Origin of the sequence: Pelagibacterium nitratireducens (genome assembly GCF_037044555.1) — a bacterium.
Classification (GTDB): Bacteria; Pseudomonadota; Alphaproteobacteria; order Rhizobiales; family Devosiaceae; genus Pelagibacterium; species Pelagibacterium nitratireducens.
In genome coordinates this window covers 3,288,969-3,309,317 of sequence record NZ_CP146275.1, presented here as the reverse complement: position 1 = coordinate 3,309,317, position 20,349 = coordinate 3,288,969, and the positions used below count along the sequence as shown (strand labels likewise).

The following is a 20,349-nucleotide window of genomic DNA, read 5'->3' as shown; positions in this document are numbered from 1 at the left end:
ATCAGAGCTCCGGTGCGGGGACGGGGCCATAAAGCAGACCCACGGCAACAAGCGCGATGAACATGCCAATGGTCTGGACGACGATGAGCATGATGATCTGGACGACCGTCATGCCGACGACCAGCCTTGCATTGTTGATGCGGGCGAGAAAGCCCACGATGACTGCCAGAACCAGGATCAGCTCGGCGCTGACCGTGACCAGCGCGACAAAGGCCAGCACGATCGAGACGATGGCGTTGACCCAGTTCTCGACCGTGACGAAGGCGGTGAATTTTTCGGTCAATCCCGTCAGGCGCAGGACCACCCATGAGGCGCTCATGATGCCGCCATAAAGCAGCGCGTTCTGAACCAGCGCGGCAAAGGTCGAAATGCCCGATCCGGCCGGGGCAACGAGCGCCGAGATGAGGAAGGTGACGACCACCGAGACCAGCAGCGCAACAAAGCTCGAGGCGAGCCCGCGCATGTCGGTGAAGAAATAGCCCGGCGCGTCACGCCGCCCTATGATCAGCCGCCAGGTTCCGCCAAAGGCAGAACGGGTTTCTTCCAGAAGGGTCGGCTGGGCTTGGGACACGAAAAAATGGCTTTCTAAAAGGCGTTGACCAACATGTAGAGGGCGATCGGCAGGACCGCAAGCAGCACGAACAGCGCCAGCCCGTATCCGATGGAAGGAGCGAGCGACAGCCCGTTGGCCTGCGCCAGCCGGAACCCCAGAATGCCGGTTATCGCGAGAATGGCGCCAGCGAGAGGAAGCCCGATCAGCGCAGCAAGTCCTTCGATGAGCTTCATGATCGCGATGAGATAAAGACCCGGTACCATCAATTTGGCACTCGAGCCCGAAAAGCTTGTGATCCGGGTCACGGCCAGGGTGGCAATCATCAGGGCAAACAACGCCAAAGCGTGCTGGATGACGATGAGCAGCATGGCAAAGGGCGGCGGGAAGCCCAGCCGCAGCGTGGCGAGAACGATGGCAATGAGAACAGCTCCGCCAAAAGCCACGAGCCCTGTATTCATACCCTCGGCATCGAGACGGAAATGGCGCTCCCAGTCGGGCTGCCGGCCCAGGATCTTGGACCAGCCCGATACGGCCTGTTTGAGCGTCTCGATCATCAGGCGGGTTCTCCCAAGAGGAATTTTTCGACGTAAAGCGCATAAAATTCGGCCAGCCGCTCGACATCGGCCACAGGCACGCGTTCATCGACCTGATGCATGGTCGCCCCGATCAGGCCGCATTCGACGACCGGGCAATAAAGCGAGATGAACCGTGCGTCCGAAGTTCCGCCAATGGTCGAGAGCTGCGGGCGAATGCCGTTGAACGCTTCCATCACATCGCACAGATGGGCCACATGTCCCTCGGGCTGGGAGATAAAGCACCGCGAGATCGGGCCGATCTGTTCGAACGCGATGCTACAGCCGCGCATGTCGACTTCGGCGAGGCGGCGGTGGATTTCGGCCAGCAGCGTTTCGCCCGTCCATGTGTCGTTGAAGCGGACGTTGAAGCGCAGGGTGGTGCGCTCGGGGATGACGTTGGAAGCCGGATTGCCGGTGTCGATGGAGGTGACTTCGAGATTGGTCGGCTGGAAGTGCTCGGTGCCATCATCGAGGGGCACATAGAGCGCTTTTACGATGTCGGCGGCGACCGGCATGGGATTGTTGGCCCGCTGGGGGTAGGCCGCGTGCCCCTGTTTGCCGATCACGGTGATCCGGCCCGAAACCGAGCCGCGCCGCCCGATCTTGATCGAATCCCCGAAAGTCTCGAACGATGAGGGCTCGCCGACGATGGCGAAATCGTATTTCTCGCCTTGTGCCTCGGCCCATTCAAGCAGCTTTTTGGTGCCGTTGACCGCATCAGCCTCTTCATCGTTTGTGATGGCGAGCGAGACCGTGCCTTTCTCCAGCGCACCGGTTGCGGCCAGTTGCGCCATGGCACCGCAAAAAGCGGCGACCCCGCTTTTCATGTCGGTCGCCCCGCGGCCCCACATGACGTCGTCGACAATGGCGCCCGAAAACGGATCATGGGTCCAAGCGGTGGCGTCACCGGGGGGCACGACATCGGTATGGCCGGCAAACAGCAGATGCGGTCCGGGCTGACTGCCCTTGCGGGTCGCGTAGAGATTGTCGACGGGGTAGGAGCCGTCGCCCTCGAATTTGAGCCGCGTGCACACAAAACCGAGTGGTGAAAGAAAGGCTTCGAGCACGTCGAGCACGCCGTCTTCGACCGGGGTGACCGAAGGGCGGCGGATGAGATCGGCGAGCAGCGGGACGGCGGGATGGGTCATTGTCGCTAATCGCGCAGCAGGTCGTTGATCGATGTTTTCGAGCGGGTCTTTTCATCGACGCGCTTGACGATCACCGCGCAATAAAGATGCGGTCCAGGCTCGCCATTGGGGAGCGGCTTGCCGGGGAGTGAGCCCGATACGACGACCGAATAGGGCGGCACCTTGCCGTAGAAGATTTCGCCGGTCGTGCGGTCGACGATCTTGGTCGACTGGCCGATGAAAACGCCCATGGAAATGACCGAGCCTTCGCCAACCAAGACGCCCTCGACGATTTCGGAGCGGGCGCCGATAAAGCAATGGTCCTCGATAATGACCGGGCCGGCCTGCAAGGGCTCGAGCACGCCCCCGATGCCAACGCCACCGGACAGGTGCACGTTCTTGCCGATCTGGGCGCACGAGCCGACGGTTACCCAGGTATCGACCATGACGCTCTCATCGACATAGGCGCCCAGATTGACGAAGGACGGCATGAGGATGGCGTTCTTGCCGATGAAGGCCGAGTGCCGAACGATGGCGCCGGGCACGGCGCGGAACCCGGCGGCACGGAACTGGGTCTCGCTCCAGCCGGAAAATTTGGATGGCACCTTGTCCCACCACTGCGCGCCACCCGGCCCGCCGGGAATGGCTTCCATGTCGTTGAGGCGGAAAGAGAGCAGCACGGCCTTTTTGAGCCACTGATTGACCACCCATTCCCCGTCAGTACTTTTTTCCGCCACGCGCGCCTGTCCCGAATCGAGCAGTGCGAGCGCCTCGTTGACTGCATCGCGCACCTCACCGGTCGTCTGGTAATTGACGGTTTCGCGGGCTTCGAATGCGGCATCGATGGTTGCGGCAAGCTCACTCATGGACATGGGGATTGCGGGCCTTTTAGTCTTTAAACAAGGAAGGAAGAATTCGGCGCGGACCTTAACCGAAGCGCATGGGAGGGGAAACCCATATTCGGCTCGGGAAGCGGCCAAGGCGAAGGGAGAAATTTGTGACCCGGCCAATGATCTATCAGCACGCCACCGACGATTTCGAGGCCTACCTGCTCGATGCACGCGATCGCCTCGATACGCCCTCGCGCAACGTCGCCTATACTGCGACCGACGGCGTGTTTCGAGCTTTCCGTGCCCGGCTCGACACCCAGCAGGCGCTGGACTTTGCAAATACCCTGCCGGCGGTGCTGCGGGCGATTTTCGTCCAGGATTGGGTGGTGACCCCGCCACAACCCTGGGGTAGCCGGGCGGAATGGACCCGCGAGGCAAAATCGCTGCGCCAGCACCACAATTTTTCGCCCGATACCGTTGTGGCTGATGTGGCCTGGGCCGTGCGCCGGCACGTCGAGGAGGGCGCATTCGATGCAGCTCTGGCACGCCTGCCGCACCAAGCGCGGGACTTCTGGGATCCAACACCGACGCTCCGGACATAGGCAGGCGTCCGGCGACCAAGAGCCCCGGATTGTTATGGGTTAGACGGCATGGGGCGATGAACGCTCCGCACTGAAATTTGTATATATGAAGCGATCATCGCCCCACGCATCCGGGGTTTTTGGCTTATGGCGGCGTCTCGGGCTGGGGTTTGTCGGGAGGGCACCATCGCTGGTGCCTTCCGCGGTGCCCCTCCGGGTTTCCCCGGTACGACGTGGATACCACTCCTCGTCCGGCCATCCGTCCGCTTTGGACCTTCCCTGCGGCGACCCGCATGGAACCCGAACCGATCCCGCCCAAACGTTCGTTGCGCTTGCGTCCATGTGCGCGGGCTCGTGAGGGCAGTATGGGGGAGGTGGAAGAAGCGGGGATAAATATTATCGAGAGGGGGCGATCGCGCACATCTGCGTCAGGGGCTTGGAAAAACAGCCACCCATCCTTAACACGGCCCTGACATAGTAACCGGAACTAGAGCGTGTCCAGCAAAAGCATATCCTCGGCGCGATCGGGGATGGAAACGGTTTTGTGGTTCGGACACGCGACAACACAAAGGCTTAGAGCCAAGGATTTGAGTCAATCAGATCCTGAACGGCTCTAGAAGACCAAAAAGGAGCCTGATCATGGGCCGCAAACGCCATTCCTCGCTGCGTTCGTCCAAGGAGGATATGGAGGCCGTACGCCATTCGCCGCAAACGCCGCAGACACAATCGGCAGCGTACAGGCTGGCTTTCGCCGATGAGGAGTTTCTCACCAGCGAGGAATTGCGTGGGGTCCGCTTTCAGCTCGAATATCTCAAGGTCGAATCCCGGCTGCGCGAGGCCAATGTCAATTCGACTGTGGTGCTGTTTGGCGGCGCGCGCATCCCCGAGCCGGGCAAGCCGGCCTGGGCGGCAAAGACCGACGAGGCGAGGAAAAATCTCGAGGCCAATTCGGTCTATTACGATGAGGCACGGCGCTTTGCCCAACTGGCATCGCTGACCTCGAAAGCCAACGAATTCAGCGAATATGTGGTGGCGACCGGGGGTGGGCCTGGGGTGATGGAAGCGGGCAATCGCGGAGCGGCAGATGTGGGAGCGCCCTCGATCGGCTATAACATCGTCTTGCCCCACGAGCAGGCCCCCAATGTCTATGTGACGCCGCAGTTTTCCTTTAATTTCCATTATTTTGCGACGCGCAAGATTCACTTTTTGATGCGCGCCAAGGTGGTTGCCATTTTCCCCGGCGGCTTCGGCACGATGGACGAATTTTTCGAAGCCCTGACCCTGATCCAGACAGGACGAATGGACCGCATTCCCCTGCTGCTGTTCGGCAAGAAATTCTGGGGCCGGGTTCTCAACCTCGAGGCGCTGGCCGAGGAGGGGACAATCTCGCCCGACGACTTCAAACTGTTCAGTTTCGTCGATACGGCCGATGAGGCCTGGGAGATCGTGCGCAAGACCTACAATCTGCCCAGGATCGAGCACCCGGCCTGAACCGGAAGGGCAAGCATCCCCCCGACATGATCCGGAGTGCGCAACGCATATGTTGTCCGCCGCAAGCGTGAGAACACTAAAAAGGGGCCCGCCGGTATCCGGCGGGCCCCAAGACATCAACAGGATCGCTTACTGGTTGGCAGTGATCTGCACGTTCAGAAGGTCGACCAGGACGAAGGGATCGGCCTCCACTTCGGCTTCCATGCCTTCGAACTCGGAAAAGGCGATGGGCTCTTCAGGCTCGACCGAGATCGTGAAGTTCTGCGGGTCGGCAATGAACGTGTTGACGGCGCTGGTCACCATTGTCTTGAAGGCTTCGTTCTCGACTTCGGCCAGGGCCATGGGCACCATGAACTGCAAACCGGCCTTGAAGGTTTCGCCATCGACGCCCTGCTCGGCGCCGACCAGATCGAGTACCTTCATGAACAGCGAATTGTCGTCATAGCGCAACGCGCCGCTGACCAGCTTGACGTTGGCCAATGGCTCCATCATCGCCTCGGACATGGCCAGCATCTGCTCGTCGTCCATCTCGATATCGGCTTCGGCCATTTCCGCCATCTTGAGATTGAGCTTCATGAGCTCGGAGTAGAGCGCTTCGGTGTAGCCTTCGACAGCGAAGTCCATGGAGATCGAACCGAGGTCATCGACCACAAACGAGACGTCGCTGACAGTGCCTTCCCCGGTCTCGGGCCACCACGTTCCCTCACCCGACATAGAGGCGTTGAACTGTTCAAGGCCGAGAGTCGCAAAAGCCTCCTGGGCTTCAGGCTCCTCGATCGCGCTCAGATCGGCGCTGATGCCGGTGACCTGAAAGCCCGAGGTGACTCCGCCGTCGGCAGCAGCCTCGTCAATGGTGACTTCCATCAACGCGATGGCAAACAGCTCGTTGCCTTCGGCATCTGAAACCGTCAGCGGACCTGCCGATATGCGATCATAGAGGTTGAACCCGGTTTCGAGCATTGTGTCGACGCTGACCTCTGCGGGCAATGCGATGCCCTCGGCCGCGATATCGACGAAGTTGAGCGTGATGCCCTCGTCTTCGTCGGTATAGTCGACGTCCTCGATGGTGGCGCGTTCAGCGGTGAACCCACCTTCTGCCGTTTCAACAACGCCGGTAAACACCACATCACCGGGCACCTCGACATCGTCTTCACCCGCAATGGAGATGGTGAAATCGGAAATCGTCACCGTGTCGCCCTCGGCACTGGCCGATCCATAGGTGAAGGCAACACCCATCAGCTTGCTGGTTTCAACGAGCCGATCCGCGAAATCGGTGGCCTCGAGCGCCAGGGCGGCCTGGCTGGTTCCGGCCAATGCGATCGTGGCGATAAGCGAAAGGCGAGTAATTCTTTTCATGACGGTCCCCGTTTTTCGGCGCTTGTTGTGCCATTTTACTGCAAAGCTGCGAACTTACACCATTGCGGCCGCTTACGGCCAGACATAGACGCTAACGCTTTGAGATGACTTTTCGATCACGCCAATCGGGCGAAAAAGCGTCAGCGGCAGCGCGCGAGAAATGCCACGATGTCGTCGGTGACGTGGTGGACGTGTTCCATGTCTTCGCCGCGGCCCAGTTCCCAGGGATCGCATTGGTCATGCTCGAACCCTGAACCGGCCACGACCTGAACCGTGGACATGCCGATTGCATGGGGCACACGCAGGTTCTTTTCCAGATCGTCAAACATTATGGCCTGCCTGGCCCCGATCCCATGCGCGGCAAGGAAGTCGGTATAGGCAATTTCGAGGGGTTTGGGCCGGTATTTGGCCGCCTTGATGTCGAAAATGCCCTCGAACAGGCTTGCCGCTCCAAGGCGCGCCAGTACGGCTTCGGCGTGACCGGCGCTCGCATTGGTAAAGATGAACTTGCGGCCCGGAAGCGCCGCGATGGCTTCGACCAGTTCGGGATGCGCCGCGACAGGCGAATAGTCGATGGCGTGAACCATTTCCAGATAGTCCTCGGGATCGACGGCATGGGATTTCATCAACCCGTTGAGCGTCGTGCCGTGATCGCGGTAATAGGCTTTCTGGAGATCACGCGCCGCTTCGAAATCGAGCTGGGCGACTTTCATCACATATTGAGTGATGGCCGTATCGATCTGGGCGAACAGATTGCATTCACGCGGATAAAGCGTGTTGTCGAGGTCGAACACCCAATCGGTAATGTGATCGACTTCGAGGGGCGTTGTGAGGGCAGGCGGGGTCATCTGGTTCATGACCCCATTATGCCCAAAATCGATGAATGGGAAATGACCGAAAACGAAGGTGTGATCGATCTCATCTATCGCACCATGAGTGTTCCCGCGCCGTGTTCGGTGAACAACTCGAGCAGCACCGAATGGGCCGTCTTGCCGTTGACGATCACCACGCCTTCAACGCCCCGATCGAGCGCCTCGATGCAGGTTTCGACCTTGGGGATCATGCCCCCCGAGATCGTGCCGTCGGCGATCAACTGCTGAGCCTCGCGCACCGAAAGTTCGGGGATCAATTCGCCATCCTTGTCGAGCACCCCCGGAACGTCGGTCAAAAACAGCAGCCGCTTGGCAAATACCGCCCCCGCGATGGCGCCGGCGAAGGTATCTGCGTTGATGTTGTAGGTGTTGCCATCCCGGCCGGGAGCCACGGGCGCGATGACCGGGATCATTTCCGAGCGGGCCAGAAGGTCGAGCAGCGTGCGGTCGATCTCGACGGGTTCGCCCACGAAACCGAGGTCGAGGACGCGCTCGATATTGGAGGTCGGGTCCACATATTTCTTGTGGGCCTTTTCGGCAAACACCATGTTGCCGTCCTTGCCGCACAGCCCGATCGCCCATTCGCCCTCGGCATTGATCATCGCCACGATCTCTTTGTTGATCGAGCCGGCCAGAACCATTTCCACGATTTCGACGGTGCGTTTGTCGGTCACCCGCAAACCGCCCTCGAATTTTGATTCGATGCCGAGCTTTTTGAGCATCTCGCCGATCTGCGGACCGCCGCCGTGAACCACGATCGGGTTGACCCCCGACTGCTTGAGCAGCGCCACGTCGCGCGCAAACGCCTTGCCCAGTTCGGGATCGCCCATGGCATGGCCGCCATATTTGATGACAACCGTCTTGTTCTCGTAGCGCTGCATGAAGGGCAGGGCCTTGGACAGCACTTCGGCGTCGTAGGCGTTTTCAAGTCCGTCGGCCATGGGGCAGGACAACTCCTTTTCGGTCTTGAAAACCTCTCTAACCCGAACGCGCGTCCTGTGAATAGTCCTCGCTGACGCGCTCGTGATCCAATTACTGATGGAACTCGTAAGCAAAAATGCAATTGTTATGCGATAGGGAGGGCGCCTATGGCCGATACCGCTGAAATTGCAGACCTGCTGGCCCGCATTGCGTTGCGTGATCGCAATGCCTTTCGCGCTCTCTATGCACGCACGAGCGCGAAACTTTTTGGCGTGAGCCTGCGTATACTCTCCAACAGGAGCGAAGCCGAGGACGCCTTGCAGGACGTTTTCATCAAGGTCTGGCAGCGTGCCGAGGGTTATCGCCCCGATGCCGCAAGCCCCATGACGTGGCTGATTACCATCGCGCGCAACAACGCCATCGACAGGCTGCGCGCGCGGCGGCCGGGTCATACAGACATCGATGAAGCGTTCGATCTCGAAGATTCCGGGATGAGCCCGGAACAGTCGGCGATCAACACCGACGACGGCAACCGGATTGACGAGTGCATGGGGCAATTAAAACCCGAACGCGCCGAAGCGGTGCGCAGGGCCTACGTCGAAGGCGAAAGCTATAATGAACTGGCCGACCGGCTGGGTGTGCCCCTTAACACGGTACGCACCTGGCTGCGCCGGTCGCTCCTGGCCTTGCGCGACTGTCTTGGAGCATAATAGACAAAACGATGAGCGATTTTGACGACAACGATCTGAACCGGGACGAAGAGCGCCGCGTGGCGGTTGCTGAATATGTGCTCGGGCTGACAAGCGCGCAAAGCCGCGCCGCAATGGCGCGCGCCATCCAAACGCGCCCCGATCTCGCGGCCGAAGCGCGATTCTGGGAGGATCGCTTTTCCGCTTTCAATGACGATTATGTGCCCACCTCGCCGCCCGACACCCTTCTGGGCCGGATCGAGCAGAGGCTGTTCGCCGATGCGGGTGCCAAAACGCCCTGGTACAATTCGCTCCTGGTCTGGAGGTCGCTGGCCGGGGCCGCGGCCGCTGTGGCGGTGCTTTCCGTCGGTCTCAACCTGCTCCAACCGACAGTCGAAACGCCGCTCGATACCGCCCAGCTGGTGGCGGCGATGCAGACCGTCGACAGCGATGTGAGCTTTATTGCGCGCTATGATTCCGCGTCCGGTGCGCTGCGGGTGAGCGGCGCCGGTTCGCCGGCCGGTGCGGGCAATGATTATGAACTCTGGTTCATCGAGGGCGACAATGCGCCGATCTCGATGGGCGTGATCGATGTGGCCGAGGCACAGACCATTGCGGTCGATGAAACGCTGCGCGGCCAACTGGCCCAGGGCATAACGCTGGCCGTCACGCGGGAAGTGGAAGGCGGCTCGCCGACCGGCGATCCTCAGGGCCCGATTGTCGCGGCCGGACCGATCGCCGCCATCTGAGGAAATTTTTTCGACCCGTCTGAAACTTGTTGGTCTCATGCTCCGTAACTGATCGCGAACTTCCCCAAAAAGGGGAGGTCACAACAGATGATCTTTTAGGAGACGAACACCATGCAGACCCGTGCAATTGCTCTCTCAGCCCTTCTGGCCACCTCTGCGCTGACCGGCGCTGCGCTCGCCCAGGACAACCCCATGGTTGGTGGCGCGCCGATGTCGCCGGACATGAACATCGTTGAAAATGCAGTCAACTCGGCTGACCACACGACCCTTGTCGCCGCCGTGGAAGCTGCCGGCCTTGTCGAAACGCTGCAGGGCGACGGCCCCTTTACAGTGTTCGCGCCGACCAATGAAGCGTTCGCTGCCCTTCCCGAAGGCACCGTCGACACGCTCTTGATGCCTGAAAACGTCGAAATGCTGCAGCAGGTCCTGACCTGTCATGTGGTTGGCGTTGAGGCGACCGCCGCCGATCTCGTGGGCATGATCGATGCCGATGGCGGCAGCCACACAATCGAAACCCTTGGCGGCTGCATGCTCGAAGCCACCTATGACGGCGACACCGTCACGATCACTGACGAAAACGGCACTGCCGCGACCGTCACCATCGCCGATGTGATGCAGTCCAACGGCGTGATCCATGTGACCGACGCCGTGTTCACGCCGGCCATGTAACCTCTAAACAGGCACCGCGGCTCAGCGTTCGCCCCCAATCCTACTCTGAGCCGCAAACTGCGCCCGGCCCGCCCTCCGTCGGCCGGGCGCAACCATGCCCGCTCCCGCTACACGCGGGTTTGACTGGATCGCGAGGCAATTTACTGGGATAAACGACGCAAGGAGAATGACCATGATCGACCGTCGCAATTTCCTGCTTGCCGGAACTCTCGCCACCGGCGCCGCCGCATTCGGGCTTGCCTTGACCGCCAAGGGCGCCGAGGGAGAGTTTCCCTTTACCCTCACCGACGCCGAATGGCGCGAGCGGCTCGACGAGATGGAATATTATGTCCTGCGCGAGCACGGCACCGAGCGCGCCTTCACATCCGAACTCGACAAGCTCTACGAGCCGGGCATCTACAATTGCGCCGGATGCGGGCAGGCGCTCTATTCCTCGGAAGCCAAATATGACAGCCGCACCGGCTGGCCCAGCTTCTGGGAAGCCCTCCCGGGCGCTATCGGAACGTCAGTCGATACATCATTCATGATGACGCGCACCGAGTGCCATTGCTCGAACTGCGGTGGCCACCAGGGCCATATTTTCGATGACGGGCCCGAGCCGACCGGCAAGCGCCACTGCATCAATGGTGTCGCCTTGACGTTCGTTGCGGCCTAGGATCTGAATGCGGGATCGTTCGTCCACGGTCCCTCCCCATGAATCTTGCCATCATCGAAACCGGCCTCGTGCCAGAGCCATTGCGCGGCCGGTTCCGCCCCTATCCTGAAATGTTTGCCACGATGCTGGCCCGTCACGGTGCCGGGATTGCGCCCGACTTCGTGCCCGTGCTCGAAGGCGCGCCGCTGCCCGATCCCGAAGGGCTGGACGCCGTTCTGATCACCGGCTCGCCGGCCGGAGTGTACGACCCGCTCCCCTGGATGGACCCGCTGCGCAATTTCATCCGCCGCGCCCACGAGCGCGGGACGAAGATGGTGGGCATCTGCTTTGGCCACCAGATCATTGCCGACGCATTGGGCGGCGATGTGCGCAAGTCGGAAAAAGGCTGGGGGCTGGGGCGGCACGTCTACGACGTTTTGCCCGATCATCCCCATTTCGTGCCGGGAGTCGATAAATTGGCCATTGCCTGCTCGCATCAGGATCAGGTCATCACGCCGCCGCCGATGGCAAAGGTAATCCTGCGCAGCGCATTCGCCCCCAATGCCGGGCTGTCCTATGCGGGAGGCAATATTCTGAGTTTCCAGCCGCACCCCGAATTCGAGGACGACTATTCGAAAGCGCTCATCGACCTGCGGCGCGGCAAGGTGTCAGAAGACGTTATCGAGGCGGCTCATGACTCAATGAAGACCCGCTCGGACAGCGCAATCCTCTCGCACGCCATCAGCCGGTTCCTTGCCTGCTAGAGCGTGTCCAGCAAAACCATGTCCTCGACGCGATCGGGGATGGAAACGCTTTTGCGGTTCGGACACGAGACAAAACAAGGGTTTGGAGCCAAGGATTTGAGTCAATCAAATCCTGAAAGGCTCTAAAGGCCCTCACGCAGCCGCGCCACTTCCTGGCGCAGCGTGTCGATGCCCAGGCCCTTCTCGCTCGATGTGAGAATGATTTCCGGATGCGCGGCGGGACGTTTGACGATGAACCTGGCTGTCGCCTCGAGGACGCCACCAAGGTCCTTTTCACTTAGCTTGTCGGCCTTGGTGAGCACCACCTGATAGGAAACGGCGGCCTTGTCGAGCTCGTTCATGACCGTTGCATCGTTTGGCTTGGGTCCGTGGCGGGCATCGACCAGCACGTAGACGCGGCGCAGATTGGGGCGTCCGCGCAGGAACTGATGGATCAGCTTGTTCCATTTTTCGACCGCCGGCTTGGGAGCCTTGGCAAAGCCATAGCCGGGCATGTCGACGAGCCGGATGCCGCCGGCCTCGGGCGCAAACAGGTTGAGCTCCTGGGTCCGGCCGGGGGTGTTGGATGTCCTTGCCAGGGCGGACTGGCCGACAAGGGCGTTGATCAGGGAGGATTTGCCGACGTTCGAGCGCCCGGCAAAGGCGATCTCGACGATGTCATCTGCGGGAAGATCGGACACGCGGACGCAGCCCTTGAGGAAAATCCAGGGGCGCGCAAACAGCAGGCGGACGGTTTCGGGCAGGTCAGTCATTTCTCGCGTGTCCAAAAGAGAAGGGCCGGTCGCCCGGCCCTTACCAAGAGCGCTTCAGGGAAAAGTGGGTAGCACTTTTCCGCTTCGGAAGCGCGATCAAAATGAAGTCTATTCGGCAGCCTTGGGCTTGCGCTTGAACGAACTCTTGATGTTGCCGAGCAGGTCCACGGTGACCCCATGGCGCCGCATGATGAACCATTGCTGGACCACCGAGAGGAAGTTGTTCCACGCCCAGTAGATCACGAGGCCGGCCGGGAAGGTCGCCAGCATGAACGTGAAGATCACCGGCATCCAGTTAAAGATCATCGCCTGTGTGGGATCGGCCGGCGGCGGGTTCAGCCGCATCTGCACCCACATGGTGATGCCCATGATGACCGGCCAGATGCCGATGGCCAGGAACGAGCCGATGACCGGCACGGCGCTGGGATCGTAAGGCAGCAGGCCAAACAGGTTGAAGATATGGGTGGGATCGGGCGCCGCCAGATCCTGAATCCAGCCAAAGAACGGCGCATGGCGCATTTCGATGGTGACGAACAGAACCTTGTAGAGCGAAAAGAACACCGGAATCTGGATCAGGACCGGCCAGCACCCTGAGATGGGATTGATCTTTTCGGTCTTGTAGAGCTCCATCATCGCCTGCTGCTGGGCAGCGCGATCGTCCTTATGCTTTTCCTGGATTTCCTTCATCTTGGGCTGCACGCGCCGCATGTTGGCCATCGAGGCATAGCTCTTGTTGGCCAGCGGGAAGAAGATCGCCTTGACGATGACGGTCACCGCCAGAATGGCGAGGCCGAAATTGCCCAGAAATTCATAGAGCAGCCGGATGAGGTAGAACATCGGCTTGGTGATGAAATGGAACCAGCCCCAGTCGATCATCAGCTCGAACCGGTCGATCGAATAGGCCCGTTCGTAGGAATCGATGATCGACTCCACCTTGGCGCCGGCAAAGGCCAGGCTCTCATGGGAGGCGCTGCCACCGGCGGGCACGACGACGCCGTCCTGGGCCACATAATTGGCGCGGTAGTCATTTCCGCTCGGCGTGCCGGTGCCGTAAAAGAACCGGGCGTTGATCGCCTCGTCCTGCGGTGGAATGATCGCGGTTGCCCAGTATTTGTCGGTGAAACCCAGCCAGCCGCCGGTCGAGCCCATCGTGGCGTTGTCTTCGTCGCGCAGATTGCCATAGGATTTTTCGACGAGGTTGCTGTCGCCCAAAATCCCGATGGCGCCTTCATGAAGAATGAAGAAATTCTGGGTCTGGGGTGTATAGAGCCGCGCAATGCGCGAATAGGGGAAAAGGGTCACATCGCCGGCGCCGGAATTTTCAACGCTCTGGTCGATGGTGAACATGTAATTGTCATCGACACTGACGGTGCGGCGGAAAATCAACCCCTCGCCATTGTCCCAGGCCAGCGTCACCGGTGTTGCGGCGGTCAGCGTGTCCCCGCTCTCAACACTCCATTCGGTCTGCGCCGTGGGCAGCGTCACATCGCTTCCCTGCGCGGCGACCCAGCCCTGCTCGAGATAATAGGGGACGTCCGAACCGACAGGCGAGAGCAGCGTGATGGTCGGGCTGTCGGGATCGGGGGTTTCATTGTAGCGCACCAGGTGAAGATCATCGATGCGCGCGCCGGTCAGATTGATCGAACCGGAAAGCGACCCGGTTTCGATGGCGACGCGCTGGGTGGCGGCCAGAGCATCGTCGCGGCTCGCAAAGACCTGGGTGTCGGTGTCCGAAGACGGCGTCGCACCGGCAACACCATCAGCGCTGGGCGCTGCCAGATCGGCGCTGTCCAAAGCCTGGTCCTGCTGGGTCGAAAGCTCGGCCTGGCGCTGGGCCTGATCGAGCTGGGGGCCGGCGATAAAGAACTGCCACCCAAAGAGCACGAGCATGCTCAGGACGACGGCCAGGATCATGTTGCGATTGTTTTCGTTCATGGCTTTGGATGTCCGCTTGGCGCTTGGGCCGGTCTGTGCAAGCGCGCGATGGCCTTGCCAAGTTCGCGCGTCAAATTGTCGAACGGTTCGGACAGGCTCTCGCGCCGCCCGATCAACACATAGTCATGGCCGGCGACCAGCCGGTCCGAACAGGCTCTCACCGCCTCACGCAGCCTGCGCTTGATGCGGCTGCGTTCGGGCGAGTTGCCGGTCTTCTTGGTCACGGTATATCCCACACCGGGAACAGGATCGGCAACGGGGACGGCCTGCAACACAAAGCCGCGCCTGGCAATTTTACTGCCCCGCGCGGCTTTAAGAAATTGCGCCCGTTTTTTCAGGCGTCGTAACGGCAATGCCGGGCTATCCGGCATATCGGAGCCAGGCCCGACTTATGCCGAAAGCCGCTTGCGCCCGATCGCGCGACGGCGATTGAGGATCTTGCGGCCGTTCTTGGTCGCCATGCGGGCACGGAAACCGTGACGGCGGGCGCGCACAAGATTGCTCGGCTGGAAAGTACGCTTCATTATGGTTCATCGCGCGCCGGTCCGCGCGATCCTCTGGTTAAGCTTGTCTGTTGTCTTTAGGTCTTGCGCGAAAGGGAATGGGACAAGCGGTCCCGGGCCATCGGCAAAGGTTGGCCGGCTTATAGGGAAAACCCGGGGGCAAGTCAATTGCGCGATGGCCACAATCGCGTGTGTTTTCTGGCGCTGGCCAGCGTGCATTGGCCGCGCTAAAAGCGGGACCGTAACCCATCATGGATTCGGACAGGCTCCAGGATCAAGGCCAAAGGTTGAGGGCAGGCGCGTGGCGCAGGGCGACGGGATCGATCTTTGCATCATTGGGGCCGGTCCGGCCGGGATCGCGGCCGCCGAGCGCGCTGTTGCGCGCGGGCTGCGCGTCGTGCTGGTTGAGGCCGGAGAGTTTGGCGGCGTTGCGCACAATTGGGGCGCACAGCCGGCCCAGGCGCTGGCCGCCGCCGCCGAGCGTGCCCACCAGATCCGCACCGCCAGGGATTTCGGCCTTGGCACCGACGAGCCACGCATCAACTTCGCCCGCATCAATGCGCGCATCCGTGCCATGATCCAAGAGGCGAGCCCGACAGTTTCTCCCGAGCACCTGATTGCCCAGCGCATCGAGACCGTCAGCGGTCGGGCCCGCTTTGCCGGCCCATCCACAATTGACGTCGGCGGCCGGTCGATAAAGGCGTCCCACTTCCTGATCGCCACGGGCACCCGCCCTGTCGTGCCGGACATTCCCGGGCTCGACGGTGTGCCGTTCTTTACGCCTGAAACAATTTTCGAAGTGACCCGCCGTCCGTCTCATCTGATTGTCGTGGGGGCCGGGGCGACCGGGCTGGCGCTTGCCCAATCCCATTTGCGGCTGGGCGCAAAAGTGACACTTGTCGAAATGCTCGAGCCGCTGGCCGGGGAAGACCCCGAGCTGGTCGATATCGTCTTGCGCCGCATGCGGGCCGAAGGACTTGAACTGCACACCCACACGGGCATCGTTTCGGTCGCCGGCGGCGACGATCAGGATATCGTTCTCGACATCAAGGCCGGCCCCCACGAGGACCGGATCGTGGGCAGCCATCTGCTGTTTGCGACGGGACGCGAGCCCGATTTTCAGGGGTTGGGCCTGGAGCTGGCCCGCGTGGCAATGCAGGGGCGGCGGCCCGAACTCGGCCGGTTCGGCCGGACCGCCAACCGCCGCATCTTTATTGTCGGCGATGCTGCCGGACATGAGGGCGTACACGCCGCACGTCACAGCGCCGAACTTGCCGTCGATGCCATTACCGGTTCGGTGAGCAAAGAGGGCCTTGTGCCGCGCATCGTTCATACCAGCCCGGCCATCGCGCGGGTCGGGATGACGGAGGCCCAGGCCAGGGCAAAATTGAAGGATCGTTTCGAAATCGTCCGCATCGCGCTGGCCCAGACCGATGCGGCGCGGGCGCGCGCCCAACCGCACGGGCAGGTCAAAATCATCATCGACAGCGCCGGCAGGGTGCTGGGCGCCGGGGTCGTGGGCCCGACGGCGCCTGAACTCGTGCCTGTCTTTGCTCTCGCCATTGCGCGGAAAATGACGCCATCGGAACTCGGGGGGCTGGTGGCGCCATATCCGTCGTTCGCCCAGATCATACCCCTTGCCGCCGCCGAATATGCGCGCGACCACCCCGGCGCAGCCCCCGCAGGCTGGCGTCGTCTGCTTAAGCGTTTGTTGCCATAGGTAAAATCGGGTTGTAGGCTGGCACAATGACACGCGACATCGCCAAGGTGCCAGGTCCGTTCTCCGGCCTGTCCGTCAAGATCATAGCGGCGATCGCGCTGGTCATTCTCCTTGTCGAAATCGCCGTCTTCCTCCCCTCGCTCGCCAACTACCGCGTTGGCTGGCTCGAGGACCGGCTGCGCGTCGGCAGTGTGGCCGTACGCGTGTTCGATACCGCGCCCGATGTGATGGACCTGCCCGCCGAAATCACCGATCCACTGTTGCAGGCGGCCGGCGCCATCGCCATCGTTTACCGCCGCGAGGGCCAGACCGATCTGATCGGGCTCGAGGCGGTCACCATGCCCGAGCAGCCCCACCTGGCCGATCTGCGCGACACCAACCCGATGCGCCTTATCATCGAGGCGCTCGATACACTCGTGGTGGGCGGCCAGCGCACCCTGCGCATCGTCGGCGTGCCGCCCGGCGCAGGCGATGCGGTGGTCGAGATCTTGATGCCCGAAAGCCCGCTGCGAGCCGACCTTCTCACCTATGCCGGCAACATCGTGCTCGTTTCGATCGTCATCGCGGGGGTGACGGCCTTCGTCATATACATATTGGCCGAGAGCCTTTTGATCGGACCGATCAAGCGCCTCACCAACCAGATGCTGGCCTTCCGCGAAAACCCTGAAAACGGCACGCTTGTGATCGTGCCCGACACGGCGCGCCGCGACGAGATCGGCATCCTCGAGCGCGCGCTGGCCGATACCCAGGCCGAGTTGTTCGCCATGCTGCGCCAGCGCCGCCACCTTGCCGATCTGGGCATGGCGGTCTCCAAGATCAACCATGACCTGCGCAACATGCTGACCTCGGCCCAGTTGCTCTCCGACCAGGTGGCCAATCTCGATGATCCCCAGGTGCAGCGACTGGCCCCCCGGCTGGTGACCACGCTCGACAAGGCCATTGCCTTTGCCCAGACCGTGCTCGACTACGGACGCCAGCAATCGGCCCCACCAAGCGCCGAGCCTGTCGATCTTCGGGCTCTCGGTTTTGAAGCTGCCCTTTCGGGTGGGCTGACGGGGCATCCTCGGATCGTTTTTGAAAATCAGGTTCCTGACGATTCGGTGATCCTTGTCGATCCCGATCATCTGGCCCGCGTTTTGACCAATCTGTTCAAAAATGCCCGCGAAGCGCTCGAGGCCAGCCCCGAGATCGCCACGCCCTATGTTCGGTTCACCCATGAGCGGACGGGCGAAGACGTGAGGCTGGTCGTCGCCGACAACGGACCGGGCCTGCCGCCGCGCGCGCGGGAAAACCTGTTCGTCGCCTTCGAGGGTTCGGCCAGGGCCGGGGGCACGGGACTGGGCCTCGCCATCGTGCGCGAACTGATCGAAGCCAATGGCGGGCGCGTGGAACTGCTCGAAACCGCGGAGGGAACCGCTTTCGCCATCGATCTGCCATCGGGTGCCGCAGCGGGCGGCTGACGAAATTTCCTCGAAAACTTCCCCTGCTGGCCCCTTGCAATGGCCGCCGAGCCAGTATAAGCGTTCGCCTGCCGCTCGGGGCATCGCCCCCGACACCGCGTTAACCGCACCGGCACTGCGCGCCCGTAGCTCAGCTGGATAGAGCACCAGACTACGAATCTGGGGGTCAGAGGTTCGAATCCTTTCGGGCGCGCCATATTTTCTTTAACGTTGTCGGAATTGGCCTTTAGATTGATTAGCCCTACCTTTCGGATGGGGTGGGCAACCTTAGGGCTGATTCACCCGGGTGGACCCGGCTGGCAAAATGGTGCCGTTCCGTCCATGAAAGGGTATCCCGATGAAGCTCTATTACAGCCCGCTTGCCTGTAGCCTTGCCGACCATATCGCGTTGCGCGAAGCCGGAGTTCAGTTCGCGCTGGAGCGCGTCGACCTCAAGACCAAGCAGCTGACCTCTGGCGGCGATTTCAGCCTGGTGACGACGAAAGGCTATGTTCCCGCCCTGGTCCTTGGCGACGGGCAGGTGCTGACCGAGAACATCGCCGTGCTGGACTGGATTGCCGCGGAGTATCCGGACCTCGGCGTCGCCACGCCTCTGGGTCGCACCCGTGTTCTCGAAGCGCTGACCTATATCTCGACCGAGGTGCATCGTGCGTTCAAGCCGATGTGGCACGCGGGCGCCGAGACGGAAAAGGCGAAAGCACGACAGACCATTGCCCGGCAGCTGCAATACTTCGCCGATGGGCTCACGACGGACTATCTGTTCGGTGAGACGCCCAGCGTTGCCGACTTCTACCTGTTCGTGATGCTGCTCTGGGCTGTGCGGTTCGAGGTGAGGGTGCCCGAGGTCCTGGGGCAATTGCGCGACCGGCTTGCCGCCCGGCCGGCAGTGGTTGCGTCAATGCGCTACGAGGGCCTGATCTAGAGCAATCGCCGGGGCAGCACGACCTCAAAGACTGCCCCGCCAGCCTGCGCATTGGCGGCGCTAATGGTGCCGCCATGGGCGGCAATGATCGAGCGGCAAATGGCCAGTCCAATGCCCATCCCCGCCTCCTTGGTAGAAAAGAAGCTCTCGAAGAGCCGGGGCATGTCTGCCTCCGGAATGCCCCGTCCGCTATCCGATACGCGAAGATGCAGGCTGTCGTCGGCGCCGGAAGCGGTGCTGACGGTGATCGTGCGCGGCGTCCCGCCGGCCGCCTCCATGGCCTGGATGGCATTGACGACCAGATTGACGACCACCTGCTGTAGCTGAACCCGATCGCCCTGCACGGCGGGCAGGTGCGCAGCCAGTTCGAGCTGGACGCGGACGCCCTTGTCCTCGCATTCGTGGCGCAGGAAGGCAAGGCAATCGCGGATCATAGCATTGAGGTCGATCAGGCTACGTTCCGACTGCCGTTTGCCGGCCATGTCCTGGATGCGGCCGATAATGTCGCTGGCGCGCTGGGCGCTTTCGACGATCCGGGCGGTCAGCTGCACTACCTTGTCGAGATTGGGTTCGTCCTTGTCCAGCCATCGCAGGCTTGTCTGGGCATTGGTCAGGATGGCCGAGAGTGGTTGCTTGATCTCGTGGGCAATCGACGTCGTCAGTTCCCCCAGGGTGGAAATGCGGGCGGCATGGCTGAAGTCGGCCGTGACCTGGCGGAGCCTTGTCTCTGCCTCGATCCGGTCGGAGATGTCGAGCATGCCGTTGAGACTGGCTCCGGCCAGTTCGCTCTGACCGGCAAAGGCGAGCGAAAACAGCACGTCGATGGTGCGCCCATCCAGGGTGCGAACCCGAGTCTCCTCGGTGAAGTGGGAGGCGCCGTTATAAAGGGCCACGAAGGAGCGCCGAAACGTGTCCGGCGCATCTGGCCAGATATGGCGCACGGACTGCATCAACTCGGCGGCATCGGTGGCCCCGAACAGGGCGATGGCCCGTTCGTTGGGCTCGATCAGTGTAATGGTATCGAGCGCATGTTCGAGAAAGGCCGGATTGGCATCGAGATAGGCCTCTATGTTGGTGACCCCATCGCGGCGCAACTGGCCCACCAGGGCGGCGATGGTGCTGGCATCGTCCAGCATCAGTGCCACCGGCGCCCGGTGAAACATCTGGCGGTACCATGCGGCGCTAGCCCTGGCTTGGGCAAGTTCGATGTGCAGGGCCGCGTGGTCGGCATCGTTCATGCGCATGG

22 protein-coding genes and 1 tRNA gene are annotated in these 20,349 nt (G+C 61.6%); 11 read left to right on the top strand and 12 right to left on the bottom strand.

The window, feature by feature from the left end:
* Window position 1 precedes the first annotated feature (1 nt).
* Genes V6617_RS16235 through dapD form a run of 4 tightly spaced genes read right to left on the bottom strand, consistent with a single transcriptional unit; the run spans window position 2 to window position 3,127 of the window.
* Window positions 2–571 (bottom strand): hypothetical protein, encoded by a 570-nt coding sequence (locus V6617_RS16235; protein WP_338607961.1) that lies wholly within the window; start codon window positions 569–571, stop codon window positions 2–4.
* 14 nt (window positions 572–585) lie between these two features.
* A complete protein-coding gene (locus V6617_RS16230) occupies window positions 586–1,107 on the bottom strand; it encodes a hypothetical protein (protein ID WP_338607960.1) in 522 nt (173 codons plus the stop codon).
* Window positions 1,107–2,276: a succinyl-diaminopimelate desuccinylase gene (gene dapE, locus V6617_RS16225; RefSeq protein ID WP_338607959.1), complete on the bottom strand. Its 1,170-nt coding sequence runs from the start codon at window positions 2,274–2,276 to the stop codon at window positions 1,107–1,109. Before dapE ends, V6617_RS16230 begins: the two co-directional genes overlap by 1 nt.
* 5 nt (window positions 2,277–2,281) lie before the next feature.
* Window positions 2,282–3,127 (bottom strand): 2,3,4,5-tetrahydropyridine-2,6-dicarboxylate N-succinyltransferase, encoded by an 846-nt coding sequence (gene dapD, locus V6617_RS16220; RefSeq protein ID WP_338607958.1) that lies wholly within the window; start codon window positions 3,125–3,127, stop codon window positions 2,282–2,284.
* Window positions 3,128–3,252: 125 nt separating this feature from the next.
* Between dapD and V6617_RS16215 the strand changes: the two genes are divergently transcribed.
* Both V6617_RS16215 and V6617_RS16210 read left to right on the top strand, forming a co-directional pair.
* Window positions 3,253–3,687, top strand: a complete 435-nt coding sequence (locus V6617_RS16215; RefSeq protein WP_338607957.1) for a DUF2267 domain-containing protein — start codon at window positions 3,253–3,255, stop codon at window positions 3,685–3,687.
* Window positions 3,688–4,350: 663 nt separating this feature from the next.
* Entirely contained in the window at window positions 4,351–5,157 is an 807-nt protein-coding gene (locus tag V6617_RS16210; RefSeq protein WP_338610748.1) for an LOG family protein, read from the top strand.
* 129 nt (window positions 5,158–5,286) lie between these two features.
* Here V6617_RS16210 and V6617_RS16205 read toward each other — a convergent pair whose 3' ends face one another.
* The 3 genes from V6617_RS16205 to argB all read right to left on the bottom strand — a co-directional run bounded on the left by V6617_RS16205 (window position 5,287) and on the right by argB (window position 8,326).
* On the bottom strand, window positions 5,287–6,513 hold the full coding sequence (locus V6617_RS16205; RefSeq protein WP_338607956.1) for a hypothetical protein: 1,227 nt from the start codon (window positions 6,511–6,513) through the stop codon (window positions 5,287–5,289).
* A gap of 140 nt (window positions 6,514–6,653) precedes the next feature.
* A complete protein-coding gene (locus V6617_RS16200; protein ID WP_338607955.1) occupies window positions 6,654–7,370 on the bottom strand; it encodes a pyrimidine 5'-nucleotidase in 717 nt (238 codons plus the stop codon).
* Window positions 7,371–7,435: 65 nt separating this feature from the next.
* On the bottom strand, window positions 7,436–8,326 hold the full coding sequence (gene argB, locus V6617_RS16195) for an acetylglutamate kinase (RefSeq protein WP_338607954.1): 891 nt from the start codon (window positions 8,324–8,326) through the stop codon (window positions 7,436–7,438).
* A gap of 147 nt (window positions 8,327–8,473) precedes the next feature.
* Between argB and V6617_RS16190 the strand changes: the two genes are divergently transcribed.
* The 5 genes from V6617_RS16190 to V6617_RS16170 all read left to right on the top strand — a co-directional run bounded on the left by V6617_RS16190 (window position 8,474) and on the right by V6617_RS16170 (window position 11,811).
* Window positions 8,474–9,016, top strand: a complete 543-nt coding sequence (locus V6617_RS16190) for a sigma-70 family RNA polymerase sigma factor (RefSeq protein ID WP_338607953.1) — start codon at window positions 8,474–8,476, stop codon at window positions 9,014–9,016.
* Window positions 9,017–9,027: 11 nt separating this feature from the next.
* Window positions 9,028–9,744 (top strand): anti-sigma factor, encoded by a 717-nt coding sequence (locus V6617_RS16185; protein ID WP_338607952.1) that lies wholly within the window; start codon window positions 9,028–9,030, stop codon window positions 9,742–9,744.
* Window positions 9,745–9,855: 111 nt separating this feature from the next.
* Entirely contained in the window at window positions 9,856–10,413 is a 558-nt protein-coding gene (locus V6617_RS16180; protein WP_338607951.1) for a fasciclin domain-containing protein, read from the top strand.
* 172 nt (window positions 10,414–10,585) lie between these two features.
* The gene (msrB, locus tag V6617_RS16175) at window positions 10,586–11,068 is read left to right on the top strand and encodes a peptide-methionine (R)-S-oxide reductase MsrB (protein WP_338607950.1); all 483 of its coding nucleotides are present in this window, start codon (window positions 10,586–10,588) and stop codon (window positions 11,066–11,068) included.
* Between the two features lie 38 nt (window positions 11,069–11,106).
* Window positions 11,107–11,811: a glutamine amidotransferase-related protein gene (locus V6617_RS16170; RefSeq protein WP_338607949.1), complete on the top strand. Its 705-nt coding sequence runs from the start codon at window positions 11,107–11,109 to the stop codon at window positions 11,809–11,811.
* 122 nt (window positions 11,812–11,933) lie between these two features.
* On the opposite strand, the gene yihA is transcribed toward V6617_RS16170, so the two are convergent.
* The 4 genes from yihA to rpmH form a co-directional block, all read right to left on the bottom strand.
* Window positions 11,934–12,554 (bottom strand): ribosome biogenesis GTP-binding protein YihA/YsxC, encoded by a 621-nt coding sequence (gene yihA / locus V6617_RS16165; protein WP_338610747.1) that lies wholly within the window; start codon window positions 12,552–12,554, stop codon window positions 11,934–11,936.
* Between the two features lie 117 nt (window positions 12,555–12,671).
* Window positions 12,672–14,498: a membrane protein insertase YidC gene (yidC, locus tag V6617_RS16160; RefSeq protein WP_338607948.1), complete on the bottom strand. Its 1,827-nt coding sequence runs from the start codon at window positions 14,496–14,498 to the stop codon at window positions 12,672–12,674.
* Entirely contained in the window at window positions 14,495–14,869 is a 375-nt protein-coding gene (gene rnpA, locus V6617_RS16155; RefSeq protein WP_338607947.1) for a ribonuclease P protein component, read from the bottom strand. The genes yidC and rnpA overlap by 4 nt, the downstream gene beginning before the upstream one ends.
* A gap of 18 nt (window positions 14,870–14,887) precedes the next feature.
* On the bottom strand, window positions 14,888–15,022 hold the full coding sequence (gene rpmH / locus V6617_RS16150; RefSeq protein ID WP_264225450.1) for a 50S ribosomal protein L34: 135 nt from the start codon (window positions 15,020–15,022) through the stop codon (window positions 14,888–14,890).
* Window positions 15,023–15,302: 280 nt separating this feature from the next.
* Between rpmH and V6617_RS16145 the strand changes: the two genes are divergently transcribed.
* From V6617_RS16145 to V6617_RS16130, 4 genes are all read left to right on the top strand, one after another.
* Window positions 15,303–16,721, top strand: coding sequence for an NAD(P)/FAD-dependent oxidoreductase (locus tag V6617_RS16145; RefSeq protein WP_338607946.1), 1,419 nt, complete (start codon window positions 15,303–15,305; stop codon window positions 16,719–16,721).
* Window positions 16,722–16,747: 26 nt separating this feature from the next.
* A complete protein-coding gene (locus V6617_RS16140; RefSeq protein WP_338607945.1) occupies window positions 16,748–18,181 on the top strand; it encodes a HAMP domain-containing sensor histidine kinase in 1,434 nt (477 codons plus the stop codon).
* Between the two features lie 119 nt (window positions 18,182–18,300).
* Window positions 18,301–18,377, top strand: a tRNA-Arg gene (locus tag V6617_RS16135).
* Between the two features lie 141 nt (window positions 18,378–18,518).
* Entirely contained in the window at window positions 18,519–19,103 is a 585-nt protein-coding gene (locus V6617_RS16130; protein WP_338607944.1) for a glutathione binding-like protein, read from the top strand.
* Here V6617_RS16130 and V6617_RS16125 read toward each other — a convergent pair.
* Entirely contained in the window at window positions 19,100–20,347 is a 1,248-nt protein-coding gene (locus V6617_RS16125; RefSeq protein ID WP_338607943.1) for a sensor histidine kinase, read from the bottom strand. The two genes, V6617_RS16130 and V6617_RS16125, sit on opposite strands and share 4 nt — an antisense overlap.
* Window positions 20,348–20,349 lie beyond the last annotated feature (2 nt).